Genomic DNA, 23,927 nt, shown 5'->3' on the forward strand with positions numbered 1-23,927 from the left:
ATTGGAGATCATTCCGGGGACGGCAATTCAAGGCCGTTGGGTAATGATATCCAGATTACCGTTTGTGCTTCCGGTGAATGACGTGACAAATGGCCTTTACCATATGTGTCAGTGACTAATACAAAGCTACCAGCCGAGACATGTCGTATTTCGCCGTCACTCGTCTCGTATTCAACTGAGCCATCAAGTCTAACAGTCAGGACTGGTTCCGGTACCTTGTGCCACGCCACTTCTCGCATCCCCGCCGGGATATGAGTGATACGCACGCGAGAGGCTGGATAGCTGGCGGTCACGTCAAAGGGAGCCGCTTCCGGATGCACTGACCTCTTAGTGGTTGGCAAATCAATCTCATCAAAATGAGATTCACCGTCCGGTGAGGCGTAGATGCGCAGGCACTTCATTGAGGATGTCCTTTCGGAAGATGGAGCAGGCCGACGAAGGTGTATCTGTCACATGACAGAAGTGACACTCTCACGCAGTATGGATATACGCAATGACCTAAAGGGACGATTGTTATTCTGCCGCGCCATCTTCAATAAAACGATCCAGCAGCCGATGAACATGACGCACACTCAGAGCCAAAATATGTAATGCGGAGAGTGTGACATTTCTATTTTGCAGAAACAGGACATTTTAACTTTGCGGCTACAATTTTAAATCACATAAGATAGATTATGGAACTAAATACTGTATAAAAGAACGGCAGATGTTATATCTGCCGTCCTGTAATCCTTGGATTTTAAGGCTTAAACCTTACGGGCAATATACAAATGGCCAGGAACCGGCTTGCCTTGTTCGCTGCGCACAGTGATATCCGTCACGCGCAGCATTTTAATGCCATGGCTCAGCAGCAGCTTTTCAATATAATCCCGTTTATGCGCAAAACGCTGATGCGGCCCGACAGTATAATCACGGCCGGCAAAATCCTTGTCAGCCAGCGTTTCGCTTGAAAATGCGAAAATACCGTTGCGGTTCAAATTCAGCGGGATTTTTGAGAAAAACGACTCCAGCTCACCCATATATGGCAGCACATCCGTAGCGATAATAATGTCCCATGCCGGCGCAGTCGTCTGGTCAAGGAAATTCACAACTTCGCCGACATAGAGCGCATTATAATCGCCTTTTTCATCCGCAATCGCGATCATGTTTTCAGCGATATCAACGCCGGTGCGATGCTCGGTCATTTCGAACAAGGCATCCGCACCAAGACCGGTGCCACAGCCCAGATCGAGCATACGGGCATAATGTGCATCAGGATCAATTTCTTCCAGCTGGTCGGCCAGTTGCAGCGGAACATCATAGCCCAGCTCGTCTACGAGGATCGTGTCAAACATCTCTGCATGCTGATCGAATAAAGTAGCGACATAGGCCGGAGGCGCGCTCACAGGCACAGCGCCTCGTCCCATACTGGCCAGTCTTACAGCAGCGCCGCCATGGTCTGCCGGATCAATCTCCAGCGCCTTTTGATAGGCTTTTGCAGCACCGTCAAAATCACCGGATTTTTCCAGTTTCAACGCTTCATTATAGGCTTGTTCCAGCGCGTCTTCATCAAATATCGGCGTCTCAGACATGTTTTATAACTTTCTGTATTTAGGAATACGCTGCACAAATACCGGAACTGTTGCGCTGCTTATACGTTGATCCGGTGAAGTCATTTCACATCACACCCTCAAGGGAGATTATCATGAACAGCACAACAGATAAAATCAAAGGCCTTGCTAACGAAGCCGCCGGTAATGTCAAGCAGGCAGTTGGCAAGGCAACCGGTTCTGCAAAATTAGAGGCTGAAGGCCGTGCACAGGAACTGAAAGGTGAAGCCCCGCAGGCCAAAGGCAAAGCCAAAGATACAATCAAAAAATTCGTCGATAAGGCTTAATGGCTACGCATAAATTATTAATATATATCATAAACTTAAAGAGAAGAGGGTGATGCACCCTCTTCTCTTGTACTGTCAAAGTCCCTGCTCTGCCTGACTGCTTTCAAGCGCATCCGCCTGTGCCGCATATCTTCTGACAAGCACCGCACAAGCCATCAGCTGTATCTGATGAAAAATCATCAGTGGCAGTACAATTCCGCCCACCATCGCAGCCGGAAAGATCACGCTGGCCATTGGTGCGCCGCTGGCAAGGCTCTTTTTAGACCCGCAGAAAATGATTGTAATCCGGTCTGCACGCGAAAAGCCAAGCATTTTAGCAATGAAGCCGGTGAACCACAGAATGAAGGCCAGCAGGCCGATATTCACAGCAATCAAAATTGCCAGATCATGACCGGAAACTTCCGTCCACAATCCCTGTACCATCGCTTCACTGAAAGCGAGATAAACGACCATCACGATAGAACCGCGATCAACAAGCCCCAGCGCTTTATTATGACGGCGTATAAAATGCCCGATCCACGGCTGCAAAATCTGTCCGGCAACGAAAGGAACCAGCAATTGCAGCAGGATGGATTCTAATGCATCAAGCGAAATGCCCGCCTCACCCTGTGTTGTGAACAGCAATCCGACCAGCAGCGGCGTCAGAAACATGCCGAGAATATTGGATGCGGAAGCGGAAACAATCGCGGCCGGTACATTGCCTTTGGCGATGGAAGTGAAAGCGATGGATGACTGAACAGTTGATGGCAGAACGCAGAGAAACAGAATTCCCGCATAAAATGCCGAATTTGCGAAACTCGGAATAGCCCAGCCAAGCGAAAGCCCGATCAGCGGAAATACAACAAAAGTGACCGCCAATACGACGAGATGCAGCCGCCAGTGCACAATGCCTTGCACAACGGCTTGCTGCGATAATCTTGCCCCATGCAAGAAGAACAGCAAACCGATTGCAAATTTCGTCGCCAGTCCGAACCAGTAAGCAGCCTCACCTTTGACGGGTAAGAGCGAAGCGACCAGAATTGCCAGAATGAGAGTCGAGATAAATTTATCGGGAAGAAAACGCATATATCCAAACTCATTTCTGTATTCTGAATCTGATGTAATCAATTAAAATAATGACATATATCATTATAATTAAATGATTTTACGGCAGATATAATTATTGCTTTGCACTATAGAGTGATGCAAAGCAAATATCTTTCAGGCAATCTTAATCCGCATATCCGTTCGGATTTTTTGACTGCCAGTTCCACATATCGGCGCACATTTCACGCAGAGTTTTCTTGGCACTCCAGCCAAGCAGCTCTTTGGCATGAGCAGGGTCCGCATAGCAGGACGCAACATCACCGGGACGGCGCGGTGCAATTTCATAGCGGATCTGCTGATTGGAAACATGCTCAAAGGCTTTGATAACATCGAGCACGCTATAGCCCTCGCCTGTGCCGAGATTGATAGCCATGCATTTTGGCTCATCCAGCTTTGCAAGCGCTCTGAGATGCCCTTCGGCGAGATCGGTCACATGGATATAATCGCGCACGCCGGTGCCGTCCGGTGTCGGATAATCATTACCCCAGATGCTCAGTTTTTCACGACGGCCGGTGGCAACCTGCGCAATAATCGGCATCAGATTATTCGGAATACCCTTCGGATCCTCACCGATCAGCCCGCTTTCATGGGCGCCGACAGGGTTGAAATAGCGCAGAATGGCAATGCTCCATTCAGGATCACTATTATAGAGATCGCGCAGCATTTCCTCGATCATCAGCTTGGTGCGGCCGTAAGGGTTGGTCGCGGATAATGGATGGTTTTCATCCAGCGGCAGATGCTGCGGATCACCATAAACAGTGGCTGAGGAAGAAAAGACCAGCTTTTTCACGCCGGTACTGCGCATGGCCTGCAGTAGACGCAAAGTGCCGAGCATATTGCAGTCATAATAATAAAGCGGCTTCTGGGTCGATTCACCGACAGCTTTCAAACCGGCAAAATGGATCACCGATGTGCATTGATAGGTCTGAATGACTTTCTGGAGAAACTCACGATCACGGATATCGCCGGTTTCGCGCTTCGGCATTCTTCCGGTGATCTGCTCAATACGCTGAAAAACCTCCGGATGGCTGTTGTCGAAATTATCAACCACGACCACATCATGGCCGGTTTCAAGCAGGCGAACGCAAGTATGCGAGCCAATATAGCCGGCACCGCCGGTTACCAGAATTGTCATTCGTCTCTCGCTGATTTGTTTACAGACGGTTTTCTTGTGCCCGATTTTATGGCACCAGTAGGTTTAAATTGCCATATCATAAACCGGAATTATTTCCGGTCGCTGTTGAGACAGGAACCAGACATGCAGCCTTCCCGCGATATTCAGACCCTTTTAGACATTATGGTGGCGCTGCGTGATCCTGAAACCGGCTGCCCGTGGGATGTGGAGCAGGATTTCAGCACTATTGCGCCTTACACGCTTGAAGAAGCCTATGAAGTCATTGATGCCATTGAGCGCGATGATATGGACGACCTGCGTGAAGAGCTTGGTGACCTGCTGTTGCAGGTAGTGTTCCATTCCCGTATTTCCGAAGAAAAAGGCGGTTTTGATTTTGGGCATGTTGTGGAAGCTGTGACCAACAAAATGATCCGCCGCCATCCGCATGTCTTTGGTGATGACGAGGCGCGCTCGGCTGGTATGGCCAAAGGGTCATGGAACCGTATCAAACAGATTGAAAAAGATGAGCGCATTGCCCGCCGCACCGCGCTTGGTCTTGAAACCACTGAGAAAAAAGGCTTTCTCGATGACGTTCCCACTTATCTGCCTTCATTGGTCAGCGCACTGAAATATCAGCAGAAAGCTGCGCGCGTCGGTTTTGACTGGGCGGAAGCAGCGCCTATTCTGGATAAGGTTGCGGAAGAAACGCAGGAACTGCGTCAGGCGATGGACAATCAGGACAAGGCCAATATTGCGGAAGAATATGGTGATCTGCTCTTCGCCATGGTCAATCTCGGGCGCCATCTTGAACTGGAACCGGAAATGGCGCTGCGCGCAGCCAATGAGAAATTCAAACGCCGCTTTCACTTCATTGAAGACGAACTGAACAGTGACAATCATTCGCTGGAAGCTGCCACTCTCGATGAGATGGAAGCACTCTGGAATAAAGCGAAACAGGCCGGAAAATAGAATTTACAATTCTCCTGCCTGCCCCCAGATTATGGAACAGATTATTCGCCCCATTTGGGGCGGAACATCTGATAAACCGTGTCGGTTGTAGCGAAATCCATATAGCCAAGACGGGTTACCGGTCTGGATTTGCTGATATCAATCAGACCATCGGTAAGAATAGCCTCATCAATATGCACACCGACCACCTCGCCGATCACCATATAGGAATCCGTCAGCCGACCATCCCTGCCCTGCAACTGCCGAATATCCACGGCAACGCATTCCAGCGATGCATAGGCCTCCGCTACACGCGGCGCAGCAATCTGCTCACAGGCAGCAGCAGTCAGCCCCGCATAGTCGAACTCGCTGGCACCGCGCGGCGCATTAACGGATGTTGCATTCATCTGTTTTGCCAGATGCTCACCAACCATATTGGCCGTAAATTCACGCGTTTCCTCAATGAAAGCCACACTATCCTTGTAGCCTGATGAACTGAACATCAGCAAAGGCGGCGTATCGCAGACAATATTGAAAAAGGAATAGGGGGCGAGGTTCAAAGCCCCCTCTTTCGAGCGCGTGCCGATCCAGCCGATCGGACGCGGCGCAACAATGGCCTTGAGCGGATTATGCGGCAGGCCATGGCCGTTTTGCGGTTCATAAAACATCAAATTACTCTGCTTTTCCGTTCCGGCAAGCCGGTTCAGCCCTGATATGGCCCGCTATAGTCCGAAACAATTGCCTGCAACTCAGGACGAGGACGATCCGGTGCCGGAGCTTTAGGCGTACCCAAATGCACAAAACCGGCTACTTTTTCATGGGGCGCAACTCCGAGAAGACGCTTGCCCTCCTCGTCATCGGAATACCAGTTGGTAATCCAGTTGCTGCCATAGCCCAGTGCATTGGCAGCATTGCAAAGCTGCATCGCCGCAGCCCCCGATGACAGGAACTGCTCCCATTCAGGAATACGGTCTGTATCACGCGGACTGCAGATAATTCCGATAACAAGCGGCGCACGGGAGAAGCGTTTCAGCTCTTTCTCACGATGACTGTCGTTAAATTCTTCATTCTGCTGCTGTGCGCGCTGTGCTGCCCGCTCTGCCAGCATTTCACCAATCTGGATGCGGGCATCGCCGCGATAAATGATAAAGCGCCACGGATTGAGCTTACCGTGATCCGGCACACGGGAGGCAATGGTCAGGATCTGCGCCAGCTCATCTGCCGAAGGTGCAGGCTCAATCAGGCCGACAATCGGTGTGGAGCTGCGGGTTTTCAAAAAATCAATGAGATCTGACACGTTTTTTCCTGTCTGTTCTGTTCGATTCCGTCATTATGACCGTTTTTATTGCCAATTCTGCTCTGCAATGACAGAGCGCATATGCAGTAATATGTGTTTATAATGCAAACGGGCGATATTTTGCTGGGCGCAGCCTTGAAAATGCCTTTACACTGCGGTCAAACAATAAAGACTTGAGACTTTGAAATTCAAATGAGTACCGGCTTATGAAATTCAGCCCTGTTCTGCACGCCAGAAACTTATCAGCCAATAACACACGGCGTGTAAAACAATGCCGCAATCTCTGCGCTTTTGCATTGGTTTCGACGGGTCTGATGATCAGTGGTTCAGCCTTAGCTCAGGCACTGCCTCAACCGCAGGACGGTTTCTCCATGCGCGTTGTGCCGGGCGCGCAATTCGACAAGCTGCAATTACCGAAAATTTCAGTGCCGGAAGGCGGTACGCCGGACAACACACCGCCGACCGGTGCAATTATGTCGCCGGCAGCTCCGGCAGCAGGCATCACACCTTACGCTGATCCGCGCAGCCTGCAGAACTCACCGCTGGCCAATCAGAATGAGTTGCTGCTGGAAGCGCAACTGACACAGGACGGCCCTGCTCTGAGCCAGGGGCTGGTATGGCGTGTATTCTCGCCGGAACCGGATGGTGAAGACAAGCTGCCGCTGATTGCAACAGCAACAGGCGGCACTGCCAGCTTTTCACTGCCGGAAGGCAGCTATCTCGTCCATGTCAGCTTTGGCCGCGCCGGAGCCACCAAGCGCATTACTGTGCGCAATGCCAGTCGCCATGAAAAGCTGATCCTTGATGCAGGCGGTCTGAAACTCAGTGCCAAACTGCCGGATGGCAAGGAAATTTCTGACAAGTTCCTGCGCTTCTCGATTTATGAAAATGACGATGAAGGCAATGAGCGCTCGCTGATCGTACCGAATATCAAACCGGATACGGTGGTGCGCCTCAATAGCGGCACCTATCACGTAGTTTCCAATTACGGCAATGCCAATGCCGTAATTCGCGCCGAAATTGTGGTCAGCGCCGGTAAGCTGACGGAGGCAACTGTTGAGCATAATGCGGCGGAAGTCACGCTGAAATTGCTGCGCGATGTCGGCGGGGAAGCGCTTGCCGATACATCATGGAATATCGTCAATACCAATGGTGATATCGTCTATGAAAGTGTCAGCGCCTATGCATCGCTGGTGCTTGCATCCGGTGATTATATCGCTGTGGCCAAAAACAAAGACCGCCTCTATCAGCGTGAATTTACAGTAGAATCCGGCAAGAACGAAGATGTTGACGTATTTGCCAAAGCCGAGAACGAAGTCGACAGCGATCAGGTTGATTAAAACATTTCCCAAAAATGGAAAATGCTCTGAAGTATCATTGTCATTTCCAAACTAATTTCACACAGCAATAAAAAACCTGCAATCATCTGATTGCAGGTTTTTTATTTATATCAATATTTTGATTGAATTTGTTAATGCAAAAAATTCAATCAAATACCCGCGCCCTGACTGAAACCCTGACCTTCATGGGTCAGCGTATTCACGAAGCGGCGGGTACGATCTTCCTTTGGCGAGCGGAAGATTGCCTGCGCGGTGCCGCGCTCAACAATCACACCATTATCGATAAACAGCACATCCTCGGCAATTCTCGATGCCAGCCGCAGATCATGAGTCACCATAATCATGGTTGTGCCTTCTTTGGCCAGCTGCGCCAGAACATCCACCACCTCACCGGACAATTCCGGATCAAGTGCCGAAGTCGGCTCGTCACAGAGCAGAATTTTAGGCGACGGAGCCAATGCACGGGCAATCGCCACACGCTGTTGCTGGCCACCGGAGAGGGTTGCAGGCCATGCATCAGCCTTCTGCGACAGGCCTACCTTTTCAAGCAGCTGCTTTGCCCGTTCCCTCGCCTTTTCCTTCGGCCATTTCTGAACTGTAATCAGACCTTCAGTGATGTTCTCGGTGACTGTACGATGCGGAAACAGCTGAAAATTCTGAAAGACCATGCCGGAATGACGGCGGATCAGATGAATTTCTTTCTGGCTGACTTTGCGTTCAGGGGAAAAACTCAGCCTGTCACCCGCAATTTCAATATCACCGGAAGTCGGCACTTCCAGCAGATTGAGACAGCGCAGCAGCGTGCTTTTACCGGCACCGGACGGCCCGATAAAGGCTGTCACACTGCCCTCGGCAATTGACAGGGAGATATTGTCGAGCACGGTATGGTCGCCGAATTTTTTTACGATATTTTTGAGTTCGATCATCATGAACGGACCTCCAGAAAGCCGCCATAACGCTTCAGACGTGCTTCCAGACGGGTTTGCAGATAAGACAGCACAGAGCTGAGTGCCAGATAAAGGAGCGCGGCTTCGACATAAAGGATCAGCGGCTCATAGGTAACGGCAACGATACGCTGCGCCGCCTGAAACATTTCAGGCACGGTAATTGCGGCAGCCAGAGATGTGTCTTTAACCAGAGAAATAAAGCTGTTGGACAGTGGCGGCACGGCATTGGGTGCTGCTTGCGGCAGGATCGTGCGGCGCATCGCCTGCCCCCAGCTCATGCCTGTTGCATAGGCTGCTTCCCACTGCCCTTTCGGTACCGCGACAATCACACCGCGGAAAATTTCAGAGGAATAAGCACCGATGCTCAAAGTAAAGCCGATCAGCGCTGCCGGAAACGCATCCAGCGTAATGCCGACACTCGGCAATCCGTAAAAGATCAGAAACAGCTGCACCAGCAATGGTGTGCCGCGGATCAGCCAGACATAAAAATTGACGATTGCTGCAACGGGACGCGGCGCGAACAATCGGGTCAGAGCCACAAAAAGACCGAGTGTTGTGCCGAACAGAAATGACAATAATGTCAGCGGAATAGTGAAAATCAGAGCTGCCCACAACAGCGGCCCCAAAGATTCAAGCATAAGCGATAAAACGTCAGACATTGAATGCGTCCCCGTCATAATTGTTTCCCCTCAGACGGAATTGCTGAGGCTGAAAATGGTTCCTGCCCCGTTGCCTGCGCAACGGAAAACCGGCGATAATATATCGCCGGTATCAAAGTTCCGGGAGGATAACTTATTTAGAAACGTCTGCGCCGAAATATTTTTCGGAGATTTTGGCATAAGTGCCGTCGGTTTTGATCTGCTCAAGCGCTTTGTTGACTTCGGCAAGCAAATCTTCCTCGCCTTTGCGCAGCAACACGCCGGAACGGTCAGCATTTTCAAGCTCGGCAGCAACTTCCAGCGGCACATCAGGCTTCTGCTTTTTGAAGTCGAGGAAGGACAGGCTGGCATTCACTGTTGCTTCCGCACGGCCGCTCAGCACCAGCTGAACCGACTGGTCAAAACCGTCATTGGCAACAATTTCCGCACCATATTCACGGGCAATTTTACCATAGTTGCTGCTCAGCGATTGTGCGGCTTTGCGGCCCTTCAGGTCTTCAAATTTCTTGATATCCGTATTGCCGGTTTTCACAATCAGCACGGCTTTTGAAGCAATATAAGGCTCGGAGAAATTGTATTTCTTCTGGCGTTCCGGCGTAATGCCGACCTGATTGATAACCGCATCATAGCGGTTGGCATCGAGACCGGCGATCAGACCATCCCATTTGCCTTCAAGGAATTTGGCTTCAACGCCGAGACGCTTGGCAATTTCCTGACCGATTTCCACGTCAAAACCGACCAGCTTGCCGTCTTTGTCATGATAGGTGAACGGCGCGTAAGTACCTTCTGTACCGATCTTGAGAACGCCTTCCGCTTTGATGCGATCCAGAGCAGCATCAGCGAAAGACTGGCTGGTCATAACGCCCGAAGCCAGAACGGCTGACTGCAACACACCAACTGCAACAATAGACTTAAACCAGCTCATATACCTTGTCCTTTTAAACGCAACCTTTTCACTGAAAAGGTTATTCTCATATTATAAAAGCTTTCCGGGCGGAGCTGCTGTGGTTCAGTCCGTGTTGCGAATAAGATGTCACGGCCACTCAAACCATCACAGATATAATTCCACGTCCTGCAATTTATTATGCAAAAATAAATTCCTAATTTTGTCCTATTGTAGAATTTTATACCAATCATAATCTTTAGGCTGGCAGAATGAAAAAACACATTCTACAGAAACGCTTATTCTGCCCACTGATTTTCTGAATAATGCATGAACCGCTGTTTTGTTGCCTGATAGACGAAGATTTTTGCTCAAATCAGACTATATTGCAGAAAATCATTCATCCAGGCTTCATATTTGCGTCGCTATAAGAAGCTGTCGCTTGTCTGAAGTTCCTTTTAACACTGCCCTCAGGAATTTTTCTCATGTCCGCAGAAACCACCCCGACAAACCGTATCCGCATTGCAGCTGCAATTCTGATGGCACCGGACAACCGGATCTTGCTGGTACGCAAAGCGGGTACAACCGCATTCATGCAGGCAGGCGGTAAGATTGAAAACGGAGAAACACCGGTCGCAGCATTGCAGCGTGAGCTTAGTGAAGAACTGGGACTGACGGTCAATCAGGATCAGGCGCATTATCTCGGGGCTTTCTCGGCCCCGGCCGCAAATGAACCGGGCTATACGGTTGAGGCTGAGGTGTTTCGCATTGCCCTCACCCAGCCGGTCGCCAAGGCCGCAGAAATTGAAGAAATTGTCTGGGTTGATCCGCTGCAAAAAGTGGAACTGCCGCTGGCACCTTTGACGGAGAATTATTTGCTGCCGCTATGCAAGGAATTTATGCATGTCGCAAAACTATAATCAGATTGCCTGCTTTTAGCCTAAAAACATCCGTAATTCATTGAAATATAGCAGTTAAACCGATTTCATTATCAGGAGAAACTATGACACATCGTAAAACAGCCGCCCTTTTCGCTTCAGCATTTCTTGCGGTTTCTTTTGCCAGTGCGCTTTCGCAACCGGCCTTTGCACAGGAGAAAAATGTGTCAGAAAAACAGCAGGCATTCATTGTCATCACCGGTGAAGGTGAAGCGCAGGCCGCTCCGGATATGGCTATTCTCGACCTGACCGTCTTGCGGGAAGCTAAAACCGCCCGTGAAGCGATGACCGACAACAATAAGGCAATGTCTCAGGTACTGGCTGCGATGAAAGAAGCCGGTATTGAAGACCGTGATCTGCAAACCTCGGGTGTCAATATTCAGCCGACCTACACTTATCCGAGCGATAAAAACGGCCTGAAAGCACCGAAAATCATCGGCTATAACGTAACCAACGGCCTGACCGTGCGCGTGCGTGATCTTGATAAAGTCGGCGATCTGCTGGATAAATCCATTGATCTCGGCGTCAACCAGAGCGGCGGCCTGCGTTTCGTCAATGATGATCCGTCAAAAGTGCTGATGGATGCCCGTAAAAAAGCCATGGAAAATGCCATGGAAAAGGCAAAAGTCCTGACCGAAACTGCCGGTGCAAAACTCGGCCGCGTGCTTGAAATCACCGAATATGGCAATAATCCGCGCCCGATGCCGATGGCACGCACCAAAATGGTCGCAATGGCTCAGGAAGCAATGGCTGATTCAGTACCGGTTTCAGCCGGTGAAAACAGCTACAATGTGAATGTGACCGTAAAGTTCGAAATCACACAATAAGCGAACCGGTCATATAATAATCAGAACCCTGCCCTGGCGGCAGGGTTTTTTATTATGCGTCGGATTGTACGGGAAAATCGCGCCGTGTCATTCCAAGCGGTCAAGGAAATAGGCGAATTCTGTATTTTCGACATTTTGCGCCCCGTTTTCATGGAAAAACTGAATATGCGGCCCTTCATTATGATGTTTGTGCTGATGTTCCTGTGATGCCCAGTGCTCTATGAAAACAAAGCGGGACGGGTCGGCACGATCAATGAACAGATCATAGCTGATATTCCCCTCTTCTTTGCGTGACTGATCGACGATCGCCTTAAGATCGCGCCGTAATGTTCCTTCTTTACCCGCCTTGGCGCGCAGGCTGACAACAACGAAGAGATCGCCCATAAACATGCTCCTCTCATTTGAAATCCTTGCCTGTTCAATGCGGACAGAGCATTTCCAATGGTCAAGAATAAACCGGAAATGTTCTGCCCGCATTGGAAGCAAAGCTTACTCTGCTTTGTCATAGGAGAATTGGATACCGGCAGTACCGCCGGTTTGGATGAACAGATCCATAAATTGCGGAACTGTTTCCTTGCGCTGCCAGTCACGCTGCAATTCGCAGAACAGCTGAACCACGCTGATCATCTTGCCGCCCGCCTGTTCTATGCGCCGCAATGCAGCTTCATTCGCCTGTACCGAAGTACCGCCCACAGCATCAGCCACGACATAGACTTCATAGCCTTCAGCAAGCGCATCAATCGCCGGAAATGTCAGACAGGCCTCAGTCCAGAGTGCTGTCATAATCAGTTTCTTGCGTCCGGCCTGCTCTACGGCTTTACGGAATTCAACATCCTCCCAGGAATTGATTGTGGTGCGGTCAATCGTCGGAATTCCTTCAAGGGCTTTGCGGACTTGCGGAATAGGAGGTTTATTGAGACCGGTTTTTACATTCACGGTTGAATGAATAATCGGCAAATCATAAACGCGTGCAGCTCTGGATGCGCCAACGATATGATTGATAAGCAATTGCCTGTCCATGGAGGCAATGGAATTCACCTGCACAGGCTGGTAATCAATAATGATAAAGGCTGAGTTTTTAGGGCTGAGCAGCCGGTCTTTTACAGGATCACGAATGGGTTCGCTTGTCATTGCATAGTCTCCTCGAACACAGGGAAAACAATTCCACAACGTCCCGAACCGAGAGCATCAAAGCCTCAGCCGAAACGCAATTCTGATTTAATTTCAAGCAGATAAGATGATAGTTACTTGCGGGTGACGAAATTTACCGACCGTTGTTTTCTGAAAAAACAACAACGCGGTGAAATAGTAACATCGGCGCCTTTATTAGAAAAGATTTGAATACTGAAACGCAGCATTCTATATTTGCAACGATGCAGAACCTGAACGACTTGTTCTATTTTGTCCAAGTGGTCACGCACGGCGGCTATGCTGCTGCGGCACGGATAACGGGCGTGCAAAAATCGACCTTAAGCAGACACATCACCAATCTGGAAGAGTTTTTGCAGGCAACGCTGATCTACCGGTCAAGCCGCCGTTTTGCACTCACTGAGGTCGGGGCTGAATATTACCGCCAATGTCTTGTTGTGCTCGAAAATATTGAGGCCGCACAGCGGATCATCGACCGCAATTACGAGGAGCCAAACGGCACCATCCGCATTGTCTGCCCCGTCGGGCCGCTCAATTATAAAATCAGCGATTTGATTACAGAATTCATGCAGCACTTTCCCAAGGTTGATGTGCATCTCAAATGCCTGAACAGAAATGTTGATGTGATCGGCGAAGGATATGACCTCGTTATTCGCGAGGACAATAACGGTCATCATGAGAATAATGCGCTTGTGACCCGTGTGATTGGTACAAATCCGCAATGTCTCATCGCCGGCAGGGATTTATTCAGCAATGCGTCTCCGCCGGCAGAACCGAAAGATCTCGCAGGATTTCCGACCCTTGCTTTTGGCTTCCCCAAAATTGAACGTGCTGTCAGCGCCGGTCGTCCTCACTATGAATGGTCATTCCGTGATGAACGCGGTCGTGCGCAGCGCATCAGACATGTGCCGCGCCTGATAACAGACAGCCATGAAACATTGCGCAATGCAGTGATACGCGGTCTGGGGATCGCACAATTGCCGCTCTGGATTGTTAGCGGGGATATAAAAACAGGACAGCTGATACAGTTGCTTCCCGATTACCGGCTTAATGAGCCGGTAATTCATGCTGTATATCCCTCAACCAAAGCGCAGGCACCCAATATCCGTGCTCTTGTTGGTTATCTGTCAGAGTCACTGAGCCGGTAATAAAAGCCGTTTTATGGTTTCTTCAGGTTCTGTTGCTGTTGGCTATAGGCACGTTTGGCTTCAATCAGCAGGTCTTTCTTGGTGTCGCTTGCAAAATTCAGCACCCGCTCAACAGTGCTATCACCGAGTTTCAGCACATCCACATCCAGATAATTACCGGAACCCGCAGTTAGTTTGGCGATAATCATCTCGGGATTACCGTCGCCGGTAATATCCGCGAAACTGACACGCGGCTCGCCCTTTTCACCAAAAACAGAGCCGTCGCGTGCAAAAATTCCGCCGCCAAGATAGTCAATCAGCCCGTCATCTTTATAGAGCGCAACCGTGTAACTGCCGATGGATGCAGGTTCCAGATCACCTTCTGAAATCACTGCAATCCGTTTATCCGGCAGTGGCATCATTACCGCATTTCTGGCGGATGCAGGCGCAACCAGAAGTGTTGAGACCAGGGCTGCGGTTAAAATCTGCTTTGAATATTGCATTGTCTTTTCCTGACATCTTTGAAAAATCTTTAAGCAATTTCCCAAAGATGCCCGTACAATAAGACTTTCCTATGATGCATCACTGCTTGAGTGCTGCCCTTTCCTCTTCCGCTGACAGCGGTGCACCGGCCTGAATGGACTGCAAATAAATATCGACAGTTTCCTGTGCTGAGGCAGGGATATAATTTTGCGTATCCTGCTGTGAAGCCAGAGCAAAACGCAATTTCCAATCCTCCTGCTCAAGACAAGACACAGCCACATAGCCGGACTGCCCCGCGCTGTTCAGACGAAACTCACGGCAGAGATGATTTTCCCCGTCACGGAAGCTGGCAATCACCTGCATTGAGGCATTCTGCTCAGCCAGATTGACAGTCTCGCCGGAAGCCACTTTATGCAATTGTGCCTGCACGGCAGATGCTGTGAGCGAAGCAAGACCTGCACCTTCAGGCTGTGCATTTTGCAGGCCGCTCTGCCCCATGAAATAACCGCTGAAACCGGTAACCGCAGCCAGCAAAACAGCTGCAGCGGCTGCCGACCAGTTGGCTGCAAAAAGCGGTTTACGTGGCTTTGCACGAAATGGAACAATGACATTCCCGCGCTCTGCATCCGCTGAAACCGGCTCTGCCACCTCAGCAGTTTTCTGCTGTTTTTCCTGCTCGTGGCGCGCAACCATGCCCTGCACAGCAGCCATTAATGCCTCCGGCACCGGCTCATCCAGCATTGGTCGCAAAGCGTCCTGTGCAGCCGCGCGGGTTTCCATAAACAGCGCCACGCGCGCGATCAGCGCATCGTCATGCTCCATAGCTGCTTCAATACGCGCCGTTGTCTCTTCATCCAGCTCGCCATCGGCAAAGGCCATCAGCTCTTCATCGCTGAAATCTTTATGCGGTTGGGATTGTGTCATTGATTACCGCCTTTCACAGGGGATAAACGCATGGGATCCTTGTCTATTCCCGTTCGTTCAGCAAGATTTTTCCGCGCTCTCGCCAGCCTGCTCATAACAGTACCTATCGGTATCTCAAGCAGCTCCGCAGTCTCCTTATAGGAAAGCTCTTCCACGCAGACCATAAGCAGCACCTCGCGCTGCTCGTCAGGCAAATGCCCGATTGCTTCCGACACATTTTGCAGGGTCATACGGGCAATAGCCGCATCTTCACCTGATGGTGTGCTGATATCTTCATGATTGGCAATATCATCGCTGATACCGGCTGTCTTCTGCCTGCGTAATGTATCAATCCAGATATTGCGCAGGATGCGGAACATCCATGCATCAAAGCGTGTGCCGGGCTGAAAACTGTGTTCTGCGGCCAGTGCTTTTTCACAGGCGGCCTGCACCAGATCGTCCGCTAACTCGCGGGAGCGGCACAAAGCGATAGCAAAACGGCGTAAATTCGGTAAAAAACCTATTAAACGCTGTGAAAAACTTAGTCCGTCATCTGTCATAAGAGGATTCTGTCCGAAAAATCGAATAAAACACCGAGCCATACGTTCTGCATTTGGGCAATCTTACGATAAAGCCCATCAACAGAAAACTGGAACAGATCAATGTTAAATTGTCTATACAGGCATACCGGCAGGCTTCTCCGCTCTGCCAGTCTTTTATTTGTTGCGACGGGTATTGTAACAACCGCTCCGTCGCTGATGCTTTCCGCTGAGTTCTCTGTCGTCAGTGCCGCTTATGCAGATGATGATGACGGTGATGATGGTGGCAGTGATGACGGAGGATCCGGCAATAGCGGACGCTCCGGCAGTGACGGCGGCAAACGCTTTCGCGGGCCGCAGACGCTGATGGACTATCTGGACAATCGCCGCCAGATACAGGCGCCCAGAACACGCAGCACGGTAAAGAAACGTCAACAGGCAGCACCTGTTTACGAACCCCGCAGGCTTGTCGCACTCGGTCTCAGCGATGAAAATATTGCACAATTGCAACAACAGGGTTTTTCTGTGGCTGACAGAGTGGAAATGCGCCTGACAGGAGCACAGCTCACGCGCCTGCAAATACCGGCAAAAATGTCATTGCAAACTGCACGCCAGCGGGTATCCGCGCTCGTGCCGGATGCGGTGGTTGATTTCAACCATTATTACCAACCGGAACAGACAACCGCCCCGAAAACAGAAACAAAACCGGCACCCGCAGCCTGCAACGGCACAGACTGCACGCTGATGCGTGATCTGATCGGCTGGAATGAGCCGAAAGCCGGTGCAGCAACCTGCACCACACTGCCAAAGATCGGCCTGATTGATACGGCAGTTAATCCCGATCATGAATCGCTCAAACAGGCGCGTCTGGAAATCATCCGCCTCAGTGATGATGAGCTACCGCAATCAGGTACGCAGCATGGTACAGCCGTTGCGGCTCTGCTTGTCGGCGCTGAAAACAGCCGTGCACCGGGCTTGCTTCCGCAGGCAGAACTGATTGCAGTGGATGTGTTTCACGGCACCAAAGGCGATAATAACCGCGCCACAACCTATGACCTGATCCGCGCGATTGATCTTCTGGCGGAAAAACAAGTACCGCTCATCAATATGAGCCTTTCAGGGCCGGATAATTTATTGCTGCAAAAGGCCGTTGAGGCGGCGGCACAACGTAAAATTACACTGGTTGCGGCTGCGGGTAATGAAGGCCCTCATGCCAAGCCGGTTTATCCTGCCGCCTATCAGAATGTGATTGCGGTAACCGCTGTTGACCGCAACGGCAATCCGTACAGACGTGCTGTGCGCGGCGAGCATATTGATCTGGCTGCACCGGGTGTCGGCGTCTGGACAGCAGCTTCCGTATCCGGCGCACGGCAAAAGACCGGCACATCTTTTGCAGCACCATTTGTCACTGCCGCAGCAGCAAGGCTGAAAGCTGAAAAGCCCGATCTGGATAACCGGCAAATTGCGGAAGAACTGAGCCGTCAGGCCAAAGATATGGGAAAACCCGGTCATGACCCTGTCTTTGGCTGGGGACTGATTAATGCACAGGCTCTTTGCACCAGCTAATAAAAATTAAGCCCTGCAATGGATATTGCAGGGCTTATAATTAAGGCGCTTGTTTTGTTCAGGCAGCCATCCGATGGTTCATCAACATGCCGATCATCACCATACGTACGGCATCTTCCGAAGCATGTGCCAGTAATTTAGGGGCGGCATCAATCGCATCTTCCAGTGAGCAGGGGCGGCTCAGGATAGATGCGAAAGCATCAATACCGTGATCGAGATTGAGGCGTACCCCCTTCCCGATTGTACCCGCCAGCGCGATCACCGGAGTACCGCGTTTTTTGGCGCGTAAGGCCACTTCTGCAGGGACTTTACCGAATGGTGTCTGCCCGTCCAGACTGCCTTCGGCAGTAATCACCAGATCAGCATCCGTCAGATAACGGTCAAGATCGAGATATTGCATAACGATCTCATAGCGCGGATGCAGCTTGCCGCAGAGCAGACCCAGAACCGCAGCACCCAAGCCGCCGGAAGCCCCTGCCCCTTGCGCAGAACCGACATCTATACCGGTCGCCAGACCGATGTGATGCGCATAATTTTCCATAGCATGCGCCAGTATTTCCACCTGCTCCGGCGTTGCGCCTTTCTGCGGGCCAAACACACGGGCCACGCCACGTTCTCCCAGCAACATATTATGCCAGTTCACAGCCGCATCAATCTGCACAGTTTCAAGACGCGGATCGCGATTGCTGATATCAATTGCGGCGAGTTTTCCAAGAGCAGCGCCACCGGTGTCAAGCACGCGCCCTGCACTGTCGAGCAGTTTAATGCCGAGCGCCTGCGCCATACCTGCACCGCCGTCATTAATACCGCTGTCACCGCAGCCCAGCAGAATGCGCTCGGCACCGGCATCCAGTGCGGCTTTGACCAATTCGCCCACACCATAACTGGTGGTCAGGCATGGGTTGCGCTGGTCACGGGGCACGAGGCTCAGCCCTGCGGCCGAGGCCATTTCCAGAACGGCCGTGCGCTTGGCGTCACCATTGGCACCGCGTGTGCCCAGAAATCCGAAATGTGCCTGCACCGGCTGACCGACCGGACCGGTCACCATCACCTCATGCAATGTACCTTGCGTGGCATTAATCAGCGCTTTGGTAAAACCCTCGCCGCCGTCTGCCATCGGCGCTTTAATAATATGTGCATCCGGCACAGCCCGTCGAATGCCTTTCTCAATCGCATCTGCAGCTTCATCCGCGGACAGGCTTTCTTTGAAACCTGATGGGGCAACCAGAACAGTGATAGACATTGTGACAGTTTCCTTTGCAAATTGTGACAATTGAATTGCAAGGGAAGAACGGCGGCTGATGCGGTTTATTCCGCAAAATTTTATTTATTTTCATAAAACATAAAAAAAAGCCCCGATTTTTATCGGGGCTATGTAACTCTTTGAATTATTTCAGGCTCATTCCCTGCATCGGCCATATCAGCAAGGCGAATATCATCAGCAATCCAATGAATGGCACGATCAGCCAGAGTGCCAGCCTCAGCAAATCCCGCTGGCTGAAAGGCTGCGGATCGGCTGTGCCGAACAATGTGACAGGTTTTGCGGAAACCAGCAGTGTCTGGCAGAATCCGCTGGCCAGTGTAACCACCAGAATGAGCGGCGTGACTGCAATTCCGAGACCGGCCAGCGGCAGACAAAGCGCAGGTATCAGCACAATAGCCCGGGCGGTTCGGGAATTGATGACAATATGCGCCAAGGTCGCTGTGATCGCAGCAAAACCGATAATCAGCGCCGGATATCCAGCCAGTCCGGCACCAAAAGCATTCAGCATCCGCTGTGCGATCAGTTCCGCAGTACCGGTGGTGAGCAGCGCCTCGCCGATTACCAGAGTACCGGCTAAAAACAGCAGTAGGTTCCACTCCACCAGTTTCAGTGCATTTTTAAAGGAAACCGGTGAGAGCTTTTCAGATGTCACCAGCAATGCGGCAATCAAGGCAATCAATGGCATATCAATACCGTGTAATGCCGTGGTGGCAAACATCACCACGGTTGCGCCAGTAATCAGCAACAGCATTTTCTGCTGACGTGTAAGTGCTGTTTCGTCCTGCTTATCCGTCCATTGCGGCAGCGGTTGCTTGCGCTCTTCAGCATTCAAAAACAAGCGCAGAATAAGCTCGCAGGCAATCAGACTGATAAGCAGTGAGAACGGTGCGGCAAAAGCAATCCAGCTGAGAAAATCCATTTCACGACCACCGGTTCGGCTGATGAAATCCGCAGCCACCAGATGTGCACCTGCACCGGTGAGTGACGCACCGGCAGACAGCAAAATAATCGTGGGGAACAACAAGGCCAAAGCGCAGGTGAAACCGGCACTGAATGCCGTACCGGCAATTGCCACATAGACAGGCAGCAAAATTGCTGCACGTGCAGAGGTGGAAGGAATAATGAAAGCCGTCATGAAAACAAACAATGTCAGCAGATAAAACAGTGACCGGACGGATTTCAGCCTCGTCAGATTACGCAGTAACAATTTTTCAATCAGACCTGATGCCTGCAAAACAGCAGCAAGAATGAAGGCCGCCAGCATCAGCCAGATTATGTCTTTGCCAAGCGCCGCATAGACAGCCTCATTACTCACGGTTCCGGTAACAGCCAGTGCGATTGCACCACCGAGCGCTACAGGTGTTTCCGGCAGATCCAATATCACCCAGCAAACAAGCGTGATGACGAAAACCGCAACGGACACCCGCATTGGCATGGTCAGCCCGTCAATCGCTCCAAAAATCAAAATAGCGGAAAAACCAAGGATCAGTGCCGCAATGATTTGCTTCACTTGTTTCAGCGGCATTGCCGATACCGGCACAACAGCTTTTGATGAACTGTCCGCCGTTTTAGCCGGTGTAAGTCTTGTAATATTATGAAGTGATTGTTCTGCCATTAGCCTGAGCCCTTATATATTTCTTGTCAGGGCTAACGGCTGAGGCATGAGATTATTCCGTTTTATTTCAAAAATTGCACCGGCGCAGAATCATAAGCACCGTAAAAACACAGCAATAAGCGCGGTTTATCGGCTCCAACTATATCAAAGCCTGCCCGATCTCCACCCTTTGAGAAAAAGCAATCACACATCCGCTTGCATAAATGCGGCACGATGAAAAAGATCCGACAGGGATAAGGCGGTACGCTGTAAATCAATGATAGTAACCGCAAAGTTACGCACATAATCTGCAATCAATTCGGCCATACCCCATTGATACGAAAGATCGCTTGGGTTAGAACGGCTTTGCTTTATATCAAAAGCGACTGCGCACCCGTAGCTCAGCTGGATAGAGTGCTGCCCTCCGAAGAGTCCGAAGGCTGCGATCAAGCTCTAAAATAGTCCTATTATTTCAATACCTTAAACAAGGTGATCACGCTTTTATAGCGTCAGAATTGTATTCAGGCGCATCCCCGCCACTCAAGCAGATAAATGTTGTCAGCATTCATATTGCTTGCGTATCTACGACAAAGAGCTGCCCTGAAAATCAGGATAAGGCGATTTTAAAAAACTTGGTTTCCTCGATGTTCTGAGGTGTTTTCCAGTCGTAAAACGGGTCAATCGGCACAACCTCGCCACTCTCCTCGACACCTATGTTTCCGGTCTTACGATCATGATGCAAGGCCTGACAATGCCGTCAAACTCACGTTCTGGTTTCCTCCTTGGCACCTATAAAGGGGCGTCCTACAGACTATAGAAATACCGGATGGAGTTTCTATGGCTACAATTCGTAAATTACGTGGACGCTGGCAGGCACAGGTTCGCCGTAAGGGGCTCAAACCACGAGCCAAGAGCTTTGACACTAAAGCCGATGCTGAGAAGTGGGCACGCAATCTCGAGACTGAACTAGATCGCGGAGGTGGTTTCATCGATACGCGCCTTGCCGAGAAAATGACGCTCAGGGAGTTGCTTGAACGCTACCTGACGGAAATCACACCACATAAACGTAGCGCTCAAACCGAAACCTATCGCATCCGTGTGCTTATGAAGCATGAGATCGCATATCGCACTCTTGCCATGCTTAGTCCTACCGACATTGCTCTCTATCGTGATGAACGGTTGAAGGTTGTTGCGACGTCCACAATACTTAAAGAGCTGAACACGCTAGCACACGCCATCGACATTGGTCGCAAAGAGTGGGGTGTGCATCTGATGCAAAATCCATGCCGGATGATCAGACGACCATCACCGCCACGTGGTCGTGAACGACGACTAGAAGAAGGTGAAGAGCAAAAACTGCTGGAAGCCGCTGATACCGCTCGCAATCCTTATATGCGCTCGCTAGTTATCATCGCACTCGAAACAGCTATGCGCCAAGGTGAAATTCTTTCGCTAGAGTGGCAAGACATCGATTTCAATCGCCGTATAGCTCATTTGGATATGACTAAGAATGGTGAAAGCCGTGACATACCACTGTCGCAGCTTGCTTTACGAACACTCGTAGAACTTAAAAAGGCAAGCGCTGATCAACGTGTATTCCCCCTAACGAAGTCAGCCGTAGGACAAGCGTGGGAGCATCTTCGCGTTCGTGCTGACATGATCGACTTCCGGTTTCATGATCTGCGTCACGAGGCAATCTCGCGCCTTTTAGAAAAAGGTCTGAACGTCATTGAAACTGCAACGATTTCCGGACACAAGGAACTGCGCATGTTACAACGCTACAGCCATTTGCGCGCCGTCGATCTGGTTGATCGTTTAGGTTAGCTTTTGAAGAAGTGGATTGTAATGCTCGAAAACTATTTTTGCAAAATTTGTAATAGATAGCAATGTTGTTCTTATTAAATTCTCCGGATCTTCCCCTTCAGTGATTTTTTCATTGTAAATTTCTTGTTTAGCGAGACATGTCCAATCACGACTATTGCCTATATTAGAACCACCAAACGGATTGCCCTCCAAGGTAGCAAAGTATTTTTGACGTATACTTTCATTGCCGCGTCCTAAATATAAGCAAGCGTCTATCTTAGAACCATCCCTTTTCAATTCTAACAAAATAAATCTTTTAGATTCTGTCCAATTAGCATTTTTGAACTCGGGTAAAGCATCCCATTCCTTGAATGCAAAACGAAGGATTTTTTTACCTCCCCCTTCAAATAGCATCTCAATACCTTTTTCTTCCAATAAACTGATAAGATCCTCTCTTCTATCATTTAGTGCCTCTAGAAAAAATCCTGTTGCATCTGGGCGTCGATCAGCAAGAAATGTAAGCGCCTCACTGTGTTTTGCCCACAACTTTCGTGCCATTTCTTCTAGTCTAGTATCTTCCAAATGATGTCTCCTAAGCATCCGCAAATAAGATCGGAGCATCTCAGCTGCCTGACCATCGTTAGGTTGATCTGCAACGACTTGCAAATACTCAACAAGCTCTTTAAGTAAAAGCGGCTCCCAATTACCGATATCATTAGGATTTTCAATATGTTTCGTGAGAAAAACATTGATATGCTTCCATCCTTCTGAAGGGCACCACTCTTGTTCAATGATTTTTCTATACCCCTCTAGTTGATCATGACTTTGGCTTGCATCAATCTTAAGCTCTATAGCTATCACGACCTTCTGCGATTTTAGCACAATAAGAAGATCAATATTTCTCCATTCTCGTCGCACCTCTGCTTGCTCAATATCCATCAAATGAACATCAAGCGCATTCAGCTGGTATCTGTCTTTTAAGAGAACGCATTTCTGCGAAACACACATGAGGAATGCACGGAGTATTTCTGTGTTAAAACCATGAGGACGTGCTGGATTCAGCAAATATGCTAGGTAATTTCCATGTCTTATCTCTGAGCGTATCATGCCTAGTGCTTCAAATAGGCAAAACTGATCAAACTCTTTTTCTAACTCAACAAAATTAGCATCTTCAATTAAAAGCTTTTCTATTTTTCGTTCCAACGACATAACATTTTCCGAAAACCAAACATGCTGCTAATGTGGGCGTGATCAATATGTAGAGGCTTAATCAATAAGCTAGATATGATTTTCAGCAAAATATTTAACTAAGACGTTAATTGTTCAACTGACAATTCTGTATTTACACAATATTCAATTTGTCCCTGCAGATTGCCGGGCCACCGCAAACCTTTAGCCTTCAGCTCAGGCTTGAAATAAACGACATTTCTAATTTCTCCATTATTGTCAGAAATTGGACGTCGCTCAATACGTGTAATAAGCCCACCAAAGTAAGAGTTCTGAATAGCCCCGAGTTTATTAGACACTCTTCGTCTTCAGTTTGTGGTTCTGTTCAAAGTGTGCTGGTGACAGCATACCATTTCT

26 protein-coding genes are annotated in these 23,927 nt (G+C 49.8%); 8 read left to right on the forward strand and 18 right to left on the reverse strand.

All coding sequences use genetic code 11. The features are described 5' to 3' along the window. Nucleotides 1-8 precede the first annotated feature (8 nt). A complete protein-coding gene (locus A918_RS0114640; protein WP_022711783.1) occupies nucleotides 9-401 on the reverse strand; it encodes a hypothetical protein in 393 nt (130 codons plus the stop codon). A 345-nt stretch (nucleotides 402-746) separates the two neighbouring features. Further along, complete coding sequence (locus tag A918_RS0114645) at nucleotides 747-1,571, reverse strand: methyltransferase (RefSeq protein WP_022711784.1); 825 nt, start codon at nucleotides 1,569-1,571, stop codon at nucleotides 747-749. Nucleotides 1,572-1,684: 113 nt separating this feature from the next. Here A918_RS0114645 and A918_RS0114650 point away from each other — a divergent pair, with 113 nt between their 5' ends. Beyond that, the gene (locus A918_RS0114650) at nucleotides 1,685-1,876 is read left to right on the forward strand and encodes a CsbD family protein (RefSeq protein WP_022711785.1); all 192 of its coding nucleotides are present in this window, start codon (nucleotides 1,685-1,687) and stop codon (nucleotides 1,874-1,876) included. A 75-nt stretch (nucleotides 1,877-1,951) separates the two neighbouring features. Here A918_RS0114650 and A918_RS0114655 read toward each other — a convergent pair whose 3' ends face one another. After that, the gene (locus A918_RS0114655; protein WP_022711786.1) at nucleotides 1,952-2,941 is read right to left on the reverse strand and encodes a bile acid:sodium symporter family protein; all 990 of its coding nucleotides are present in this window, start codon (nucleotides 2,939-2,941) and stop codon (nucleotides 1,952-1,954) included. Nucleotides 2,942-3,086: 145 nt separating this feature from the next. Next, complete coding sequence (galE, locus tag A918_RS0114660) at nucleotides 3,087-4,097, reverse strand: UDP-glucose 4-epimerase GalE (protein WP_022711787.1); 1,011 nt, start codon at nucleotides 4,095-4,097, stop codon at nucleotides 3,087-3,089. Nucleotides 4,098-4,220: 123 nt separating this feature from the next. Between galE and mazG the strand changes: the two genes are divergently transcribed. Further along, nucleotides 4,221-5,045, forward strand: coding sequence for a nucleoside triphosphate pyrophosphohydrolase (gene mazG, locus A918_RS0114665; protein ID WP_022711788.1), 825 nt, complete (start codon nucleotides 4,221-4,223; stop codon nucleotides 5,043-5,045). 41 nt (nucleotides 5,046-5,086) lie between these two features. On the opposite strand, the gene A918_RS0114670 is transcribed toward mazG, so the two are convergent. After that, nucleotides 5,087-5,692, reverse strand: a complete 606-nt coding sequence (locus tag A918_RS0114670; protein ID WP_022711789.1) for a flavin reductase family protein — start codon at nucleotides 5,690-5,692, stop codon at nucleotides 5,087-5,089. A 35-nt stretch (nucleotides 5,693-5,727) separates the two neighbouring features. Continuing rightward, nucleotides 5,728-6,321, reverse strand: coding sequence for a nitroreductase (locus A918_RS0114675; protein WP_022711790.1), 594 nt, complete (start codon nucleotides 6,319-6,321; stop codon nucleotides 5,728-5,730). Nucleotides 6,322-6,692: 371 nt separating this feature from the next. Between A918_RS0114675 and A918_RS0114680 the strand changes: the two genes are divergently transcribed. Beyond that, nucleotides 6,693-7,661, forward strand: a complete 969-nt coding sequence (locus A918_RS0114680) for a hypothetical protein (protein ID WP_371257527.1) — start codon at nucleotides 6,693-6,695, stop codon at nucleotides 7,659-7,661. A 149-nt stretch (nucleotides 7,662-7,810) separates the two neighbouring features. Here A918_RS0114680 and A918_RS0114685 read toward each other — a convergent pair whose 3' ends face one another. The 3 genes from A918_RS0114685 to A918_RS0114695 form a co-directional block, all read right to left on the reverse strand. Continuing rightward, the gene (locus A918_RS0114685; protein WP_028233848.1) at nucleotides 7,811-8,587 is read right to left on the reverse strand and encodes an amino acid ABC transporter ATP-binding protein; all 777 of its coding nucleotides are present in this window, start codon (nucleotides 8,585-8,587) and stop codon (nucleotides 7,811-7,813) included. Then, nucleotides 8,587-9,267 (reverse strand): amino acid ABC transporter permease, encoded by a 681-nt coding sequence (locus A918_RS0114690; protein ID WP_022711793.1) that lies wholly within the window; start codon nucleotides 9,265-9,267, stop codon nucleotides 8,587-8,589. The genes A918_RS0114685 and A918_RS0114690 overlap by 1 nt, the downstream gene beginning before the upstream one ends. A 133-nt stretch (nucleotides 9,268-9,400) precedes the next feature. Beyond that, nucleotides 9,401-10,192, reverse strand: coding sequence for an amino acid ABC transporter substrate-binding protein (locus A918_RS0114695; protein ID WP_022711794.1), 792 nt, complete (start codon nucleotides 10,190-10,192; stop codon nucleotides 9,401-9,403). 443 nt (nucleotides 10,193-10,635) lie between these two features. On the opposite strand from A918_RS0114695, the gene A918_RS0114700 reads away from it, so the two are divergent. After that, complete coding sequence (locus tag A918_RS0114700; RefSeq protein WP_022711795.1) at nucleotides 10,636-11,070, forward strand: NUDIX domain-containing protein; 435 nt, start codon at nucleotides 10,636-10,638, stop codon at nucleotides 11,068-11,070. An 83-nt stretch (nucleotides 11,071-11,153) separates the two neighbouring features. Continuing rightward, nucleotides 11,154-11,915 (forward strand): SIMPL domain-containing protein, encoded by a 762-nt coding sequence (locus A918_RS0114705; protein ID WP_022711796.1) that lies wholly within the window; start codon nucleotides 11,154-11,156, stop codon nucleotides 11,913-11,915. An 87-nt stretch (nucleotides 11,916-12,002) separates the two neighbouring features. Here A918_RS0114705 and A918_RS0114710 read toward each other — a convergent pair whose 3' ends face one another. Both A918_RS0114710 and A918_RS0114715 read right to left on the reverse strand, forming a co-directional pair. Continuing rightward, nucleotides 12,003-12,299 carry a putative quinol monooxygenase gene (locus A918_RS0114710; protein WP_022711797.1) on the reverse strand — a complete coding sequence of 99 codons (297 nt, stop codon included), beginning with the start codon at nucleotides 12,297-12,299 and terminating at the stop codon, nucleotides 12,003-12,005. Between the two features lie 105 nt (nucleotides 12,300-12,404). Further along, a complete protein-coding gene (locus tag A918_RS0114715) occupies nucleotides 12,405-13,046 on the reverse strand; it encodes a hydrolase (protein ID WP_022711798.1) in 642 nt (213 codons plus the stop codon). A 242-nt stretch (nucleotides 13,047-13,288) separates the two neighbouring features. On the opposite strand from A918_RS0114715, the gene A918_RS0114720 reads away from it, so the two are divergent. After that, nucleotides 13,289-14,212, forward strand: a complete 924-nt coding sequence (locus A918_RS0114720) for a LysR substrate-binding domain-containing protein (RefSeq protein WP_022711799.1) — start codon at nucleotides 13,289-13,291, stop codon at nucleotides 14,210-14,212. Nucleotides 14,213-14,223: 11 nt separating this feature from the next. Here the strand turns inward: A918_RS0114720 and A918_RS0114725 are convergent, their stop codons facing one another. From A918_RS0114725 to A918_RS0114735, 3 genes are all read right to left on the reverse strand, one after another. Continuing rightward, on the reverse strand, nucleotides 14,224-14,694 hold the full coding sequence (locus tag A918_RS0114725) for a PliI family lysozyme inhibitor of I-type lysozyme (protein ID WP_022711800.1): 471 nt from the start codon (nucleotides 14,692-14,694) through the stop codon (nucleotides 14,224-14,226). A gap of 79 nt (nucleotides 14,695-14,773) precedes the next feature. After that, nucleotides 14,774-15,598 carry an anti-sigma factor gene (locus A918_RS0114730; protein WP_022711801.1) on the reverse strand — a complete coding sequence of 275 codons (825 nt, stop codon included), beginning with the start codon at nucleotides 15,596-15,598 and terminating at the stop codon, nucleotides 14,774-14,776. Then, entirely contained in the window at nucleotides 15,595-16,137 is a 543-nt protein-coding gene (locus A918_RS0114735) for an RNA polymerase sigma factor (protein ID WP_022711802.1), read from the reverse strand. Before A918_RS0114735 ends, A918_RS0114730 begins: the two co-directional genes overlap by 4 nt. 198 nt (nucleotides 16,138-16,335) lie before the next feature. Between A918_RS0114735 and A918_RS0114740 the strand changes: the two genes are divergently transcribed. After that, nucleotides 16,336-17,682, forward strand: a complete 1,347-nt coding sequence (locus A918_RS0114740) for a S8 family serine peptidase (protein ID WP_245257338.1) — start codon at nucleotides 16,336-16,338, stop codon at nucleotides 17,680-17,682. A gap of 58 nt (nucleotides 17,683-17,740) precedes the next feature. On the opposite strand, the gene A918_RS0114745 is transcribed toward A918_RS0114740, so the two are convergent. The 3 genes from A918_RS0114745 to A918_RS21855 form a co-directional block, all read right to left on the reverse strand. Next, nucleotides 17,741-18,925 carry a glycerate kinase gene (locus tag A918_RS0114745; RefSeq protein ID WP_022711804.1) on the reverse strand — a complete coding sequence of 395 codons (1,185 nt, stop codon included), beginning with the start codon at nucleotides 18,923-18,925 and terminating at the stop codon, nucleotides 17,741-17,743. 145 nt (nucleotides 18,926-19,070) lie between these two features. Then, entirely contained in the window at nucleotides 19,071-20,561 is a 1,491-nt protein-coding gene (locus A918_RS0114750) for an SLC13 family permease (RefSeq protein WP_022711805.1), read from the reverse strand. 183 nt (nucleotides 20,562-20,744) lie between these two features. Further along, nucleotides 20,745-20,990, reverse strand: coding sequence for a hypothetical protein (locus A918_RS21855; protein ID WP_156831454.1), 246 nt, complete (start codon nucleotides 20,988-20,990; stop codon nucleotides 20,745-20,747). Between the two features lie 387 nt (nucleotides 20,991-21,377). Between A918_RS21855 and A918_RS0114760 the strand changes: the two genes are divergently transcribed. Next, nucleotides 21,378-22,364 (forward strand): site-specific integrase, encoded by a 987-nt coding sequence (locus A918_RS0114760; RefSeq protein WP_022711807.1) that lies wholly within the window; start codon nucleotides 21,378-21,380, stop codon nucleotides 22,362-22,364. Here the strand turns inward: A918_RS0114760 and A918_RS0114765 are convergent. Continuing rightward, a complete protein-coding gene (locus A918_RS0114765) occupies nucleotides 22,356-23,552 on the reverse strand; it encodes a PD-(D/E)XK nuclease family protein (protein WP_022711808.1) in 1,197 nt (398 codons plus the stop codon). The genes A918_RS0114760 and A918_RS0114765 overlap by 9 nt on opposite strands. Nucleotides 23,553-23,927: the final 375 nt, after the last annotated feature.

This window comes from Pseudochrobactrum sp. AO18b (genome assembly GCF_000409565.1).
Taxonomy (GTDB): Bacteria; Pseudomonadota; Alphaproteobacteria; order Rhizobiales; family Rhizobiaceae; genus Pseudochrobactrum; species Pseudochrobactrum saccharolyticum.

Coding starts and splice junctions, on each gene's coding strand:
- A918_RS0114720 (WP_022711799.1), top strand. CDS start 13,289: ATGCAGAACCTGAACGACTTGTTCTATTTTGTCCAAGTGGTCACGCAC.
- mazG (WP_022711788.1), top strand. CDS start 4,221: ATGCAGCCTTCCCGCGATATTCAGACCCTTTTAGACATTATGGTGGCG.
- A918_RS0114650 (WP_022711785.1), top strand. CDS start 1,685: ATGAACAGCACAACAGATAAAATCAAAGGCCTTGCTAACGAAGCCGCC.
- A918_RS0114765 (WP_022711808.1), bottom strand. CDS start 23,552: ATGTCGTTGGAACGAAAAATAGAAAAGCTTTTAATTGAAGATGCTAAT.
- A918_RS0114645 (WP_022711784.1), bottom strand. CDS start 1,571: ATGTCTGAGACGCCGATATTTGATGAAGACGCGCTGGAACAAGCCTAT.
- A918_RS0114760 (WP_022711807.1), top strand. CDS start 21,378: ATGGCTACAATTCGTAAATTACGTGGACGCTGGCAGGCACAGGTTCGC.
- A918_RS0114685 (WP_028233848.1), bottom strand. CDS start 8,587: ATGATCGAACTCAAAAATATCGTAAAAAAATTCGGCGACCATACCGTG.
- A918_RS0114705 (WP_022711796.1), top strand. CDS start 11,154: ATGACACATCGTAAAACAGCCGCCCTTTTCGCTTCAGCATTTCTTGCG.
- A918_RS0114680 (WP_371257527.1), top strand. CDS start 6,693: ATGCGCGTTGTGCCGGGCGCGCAATTCGACAAGCTGCAATTACCGAAA.
- A918_RS0114740 (WP_245257338.1), top strand. CDS start 16,336: ATGCTTTCCGCTGAGTTCTCTGTCGTCAGTGCCGCTTATGCAGATGAT.
- A918_RS0114735 (WP_022711802.1), bottom strand. CDS start 16,137: ATGACAGATGACGGACTAAGTTTTTCACAGCGTTTAATAGGTTTTTTA.
- A918_RS0114670 (WP_022711789.1), bottom strand. CDS start 5,692: ATGTTTTATGAACCGCAAAACGGCCATGGCCTGCCGCATAATCCGCTC.
- A918_RS0114710 (WP_022711797.1), bottom strand. CDS start 12,299: ATGGGCGATCTCTTCGTTGTTGTCAGCCTGCGCGCCAAGGCGGGTAAA.
- galE (WP_022711787.1), bottom strand. CDS start 4,097: ATGACAATTCTGGTAACCGGCGGTGCCGGCTATATTGGCTCGCATACT.
- A918_RS0114750 (WP_022711805.1), bottom strand. CDS start 20,561: ATGGCAGAACAATCACTTCATAATATTACAAGACTTACACCGGCTAAA.
- A918_RS0114655 (WP_022711786.1), bottom strand. CDS start 2,941: ATGCGTTTTCTTCCCGATAAATTTATCTCGACTCTCATTCTGGCAATT.
- A918_RS0114690 (WP_022711793.1), bottom strand. CDS start 9,267: ATGTCTGACGTTTTATCGCTTATGCTTGAATCTTTGGGGCCGCTGTTG.
- A918_RS0114725 (WP_022711800.1), bottom strand. CDS start 14,694: ATGCAATATTCAAAGCAGATTTTAACCGCAGCCCTGGTCTCAACACTT.
- A918_RS0114715 (WP_022711798.1), bottom strand. CDS start 13,046: ATGACAAGCGAACCCATTCGTGATCCTGTAAAAGACCGGCTGCTCAGC.
- A918_RS0114730 (WP_022711801.1), bottom strand. CDS start 15,598: ATGACACAATCCCAACCGCATAAAGATTTCAGCGATGAAGAGCTGATG.
- A918_RS0114745 (WP_022711804.1), bottom strand. CDS start 18,925: ATGTCTATCACTGTTCTGGTTGCCCCATCAGGTTTCAAAGAAAGCCTG.
- A918_RS0114695 (WP_022711794.1), bottom strand. CDS start 10,192: ATGAGCTGGTTTAAGTCTATTGTTGCAGTTGGTGTGTTGCAGTCAGCC.
- A918_RS0114700 (WP_022711795.1), top strand. CDS start 10,636: ATGTCCGCAGAAACCACCCCGACAAACCGTATCCGCATTGCAGCTGCA.
- A918_RS0114640 (WP_022711783.1), bottom strand. CDS start 401: ATGAAGTGCCTGCGCATCTACGCCTCACCGGACGGTGAATCTCATTTT.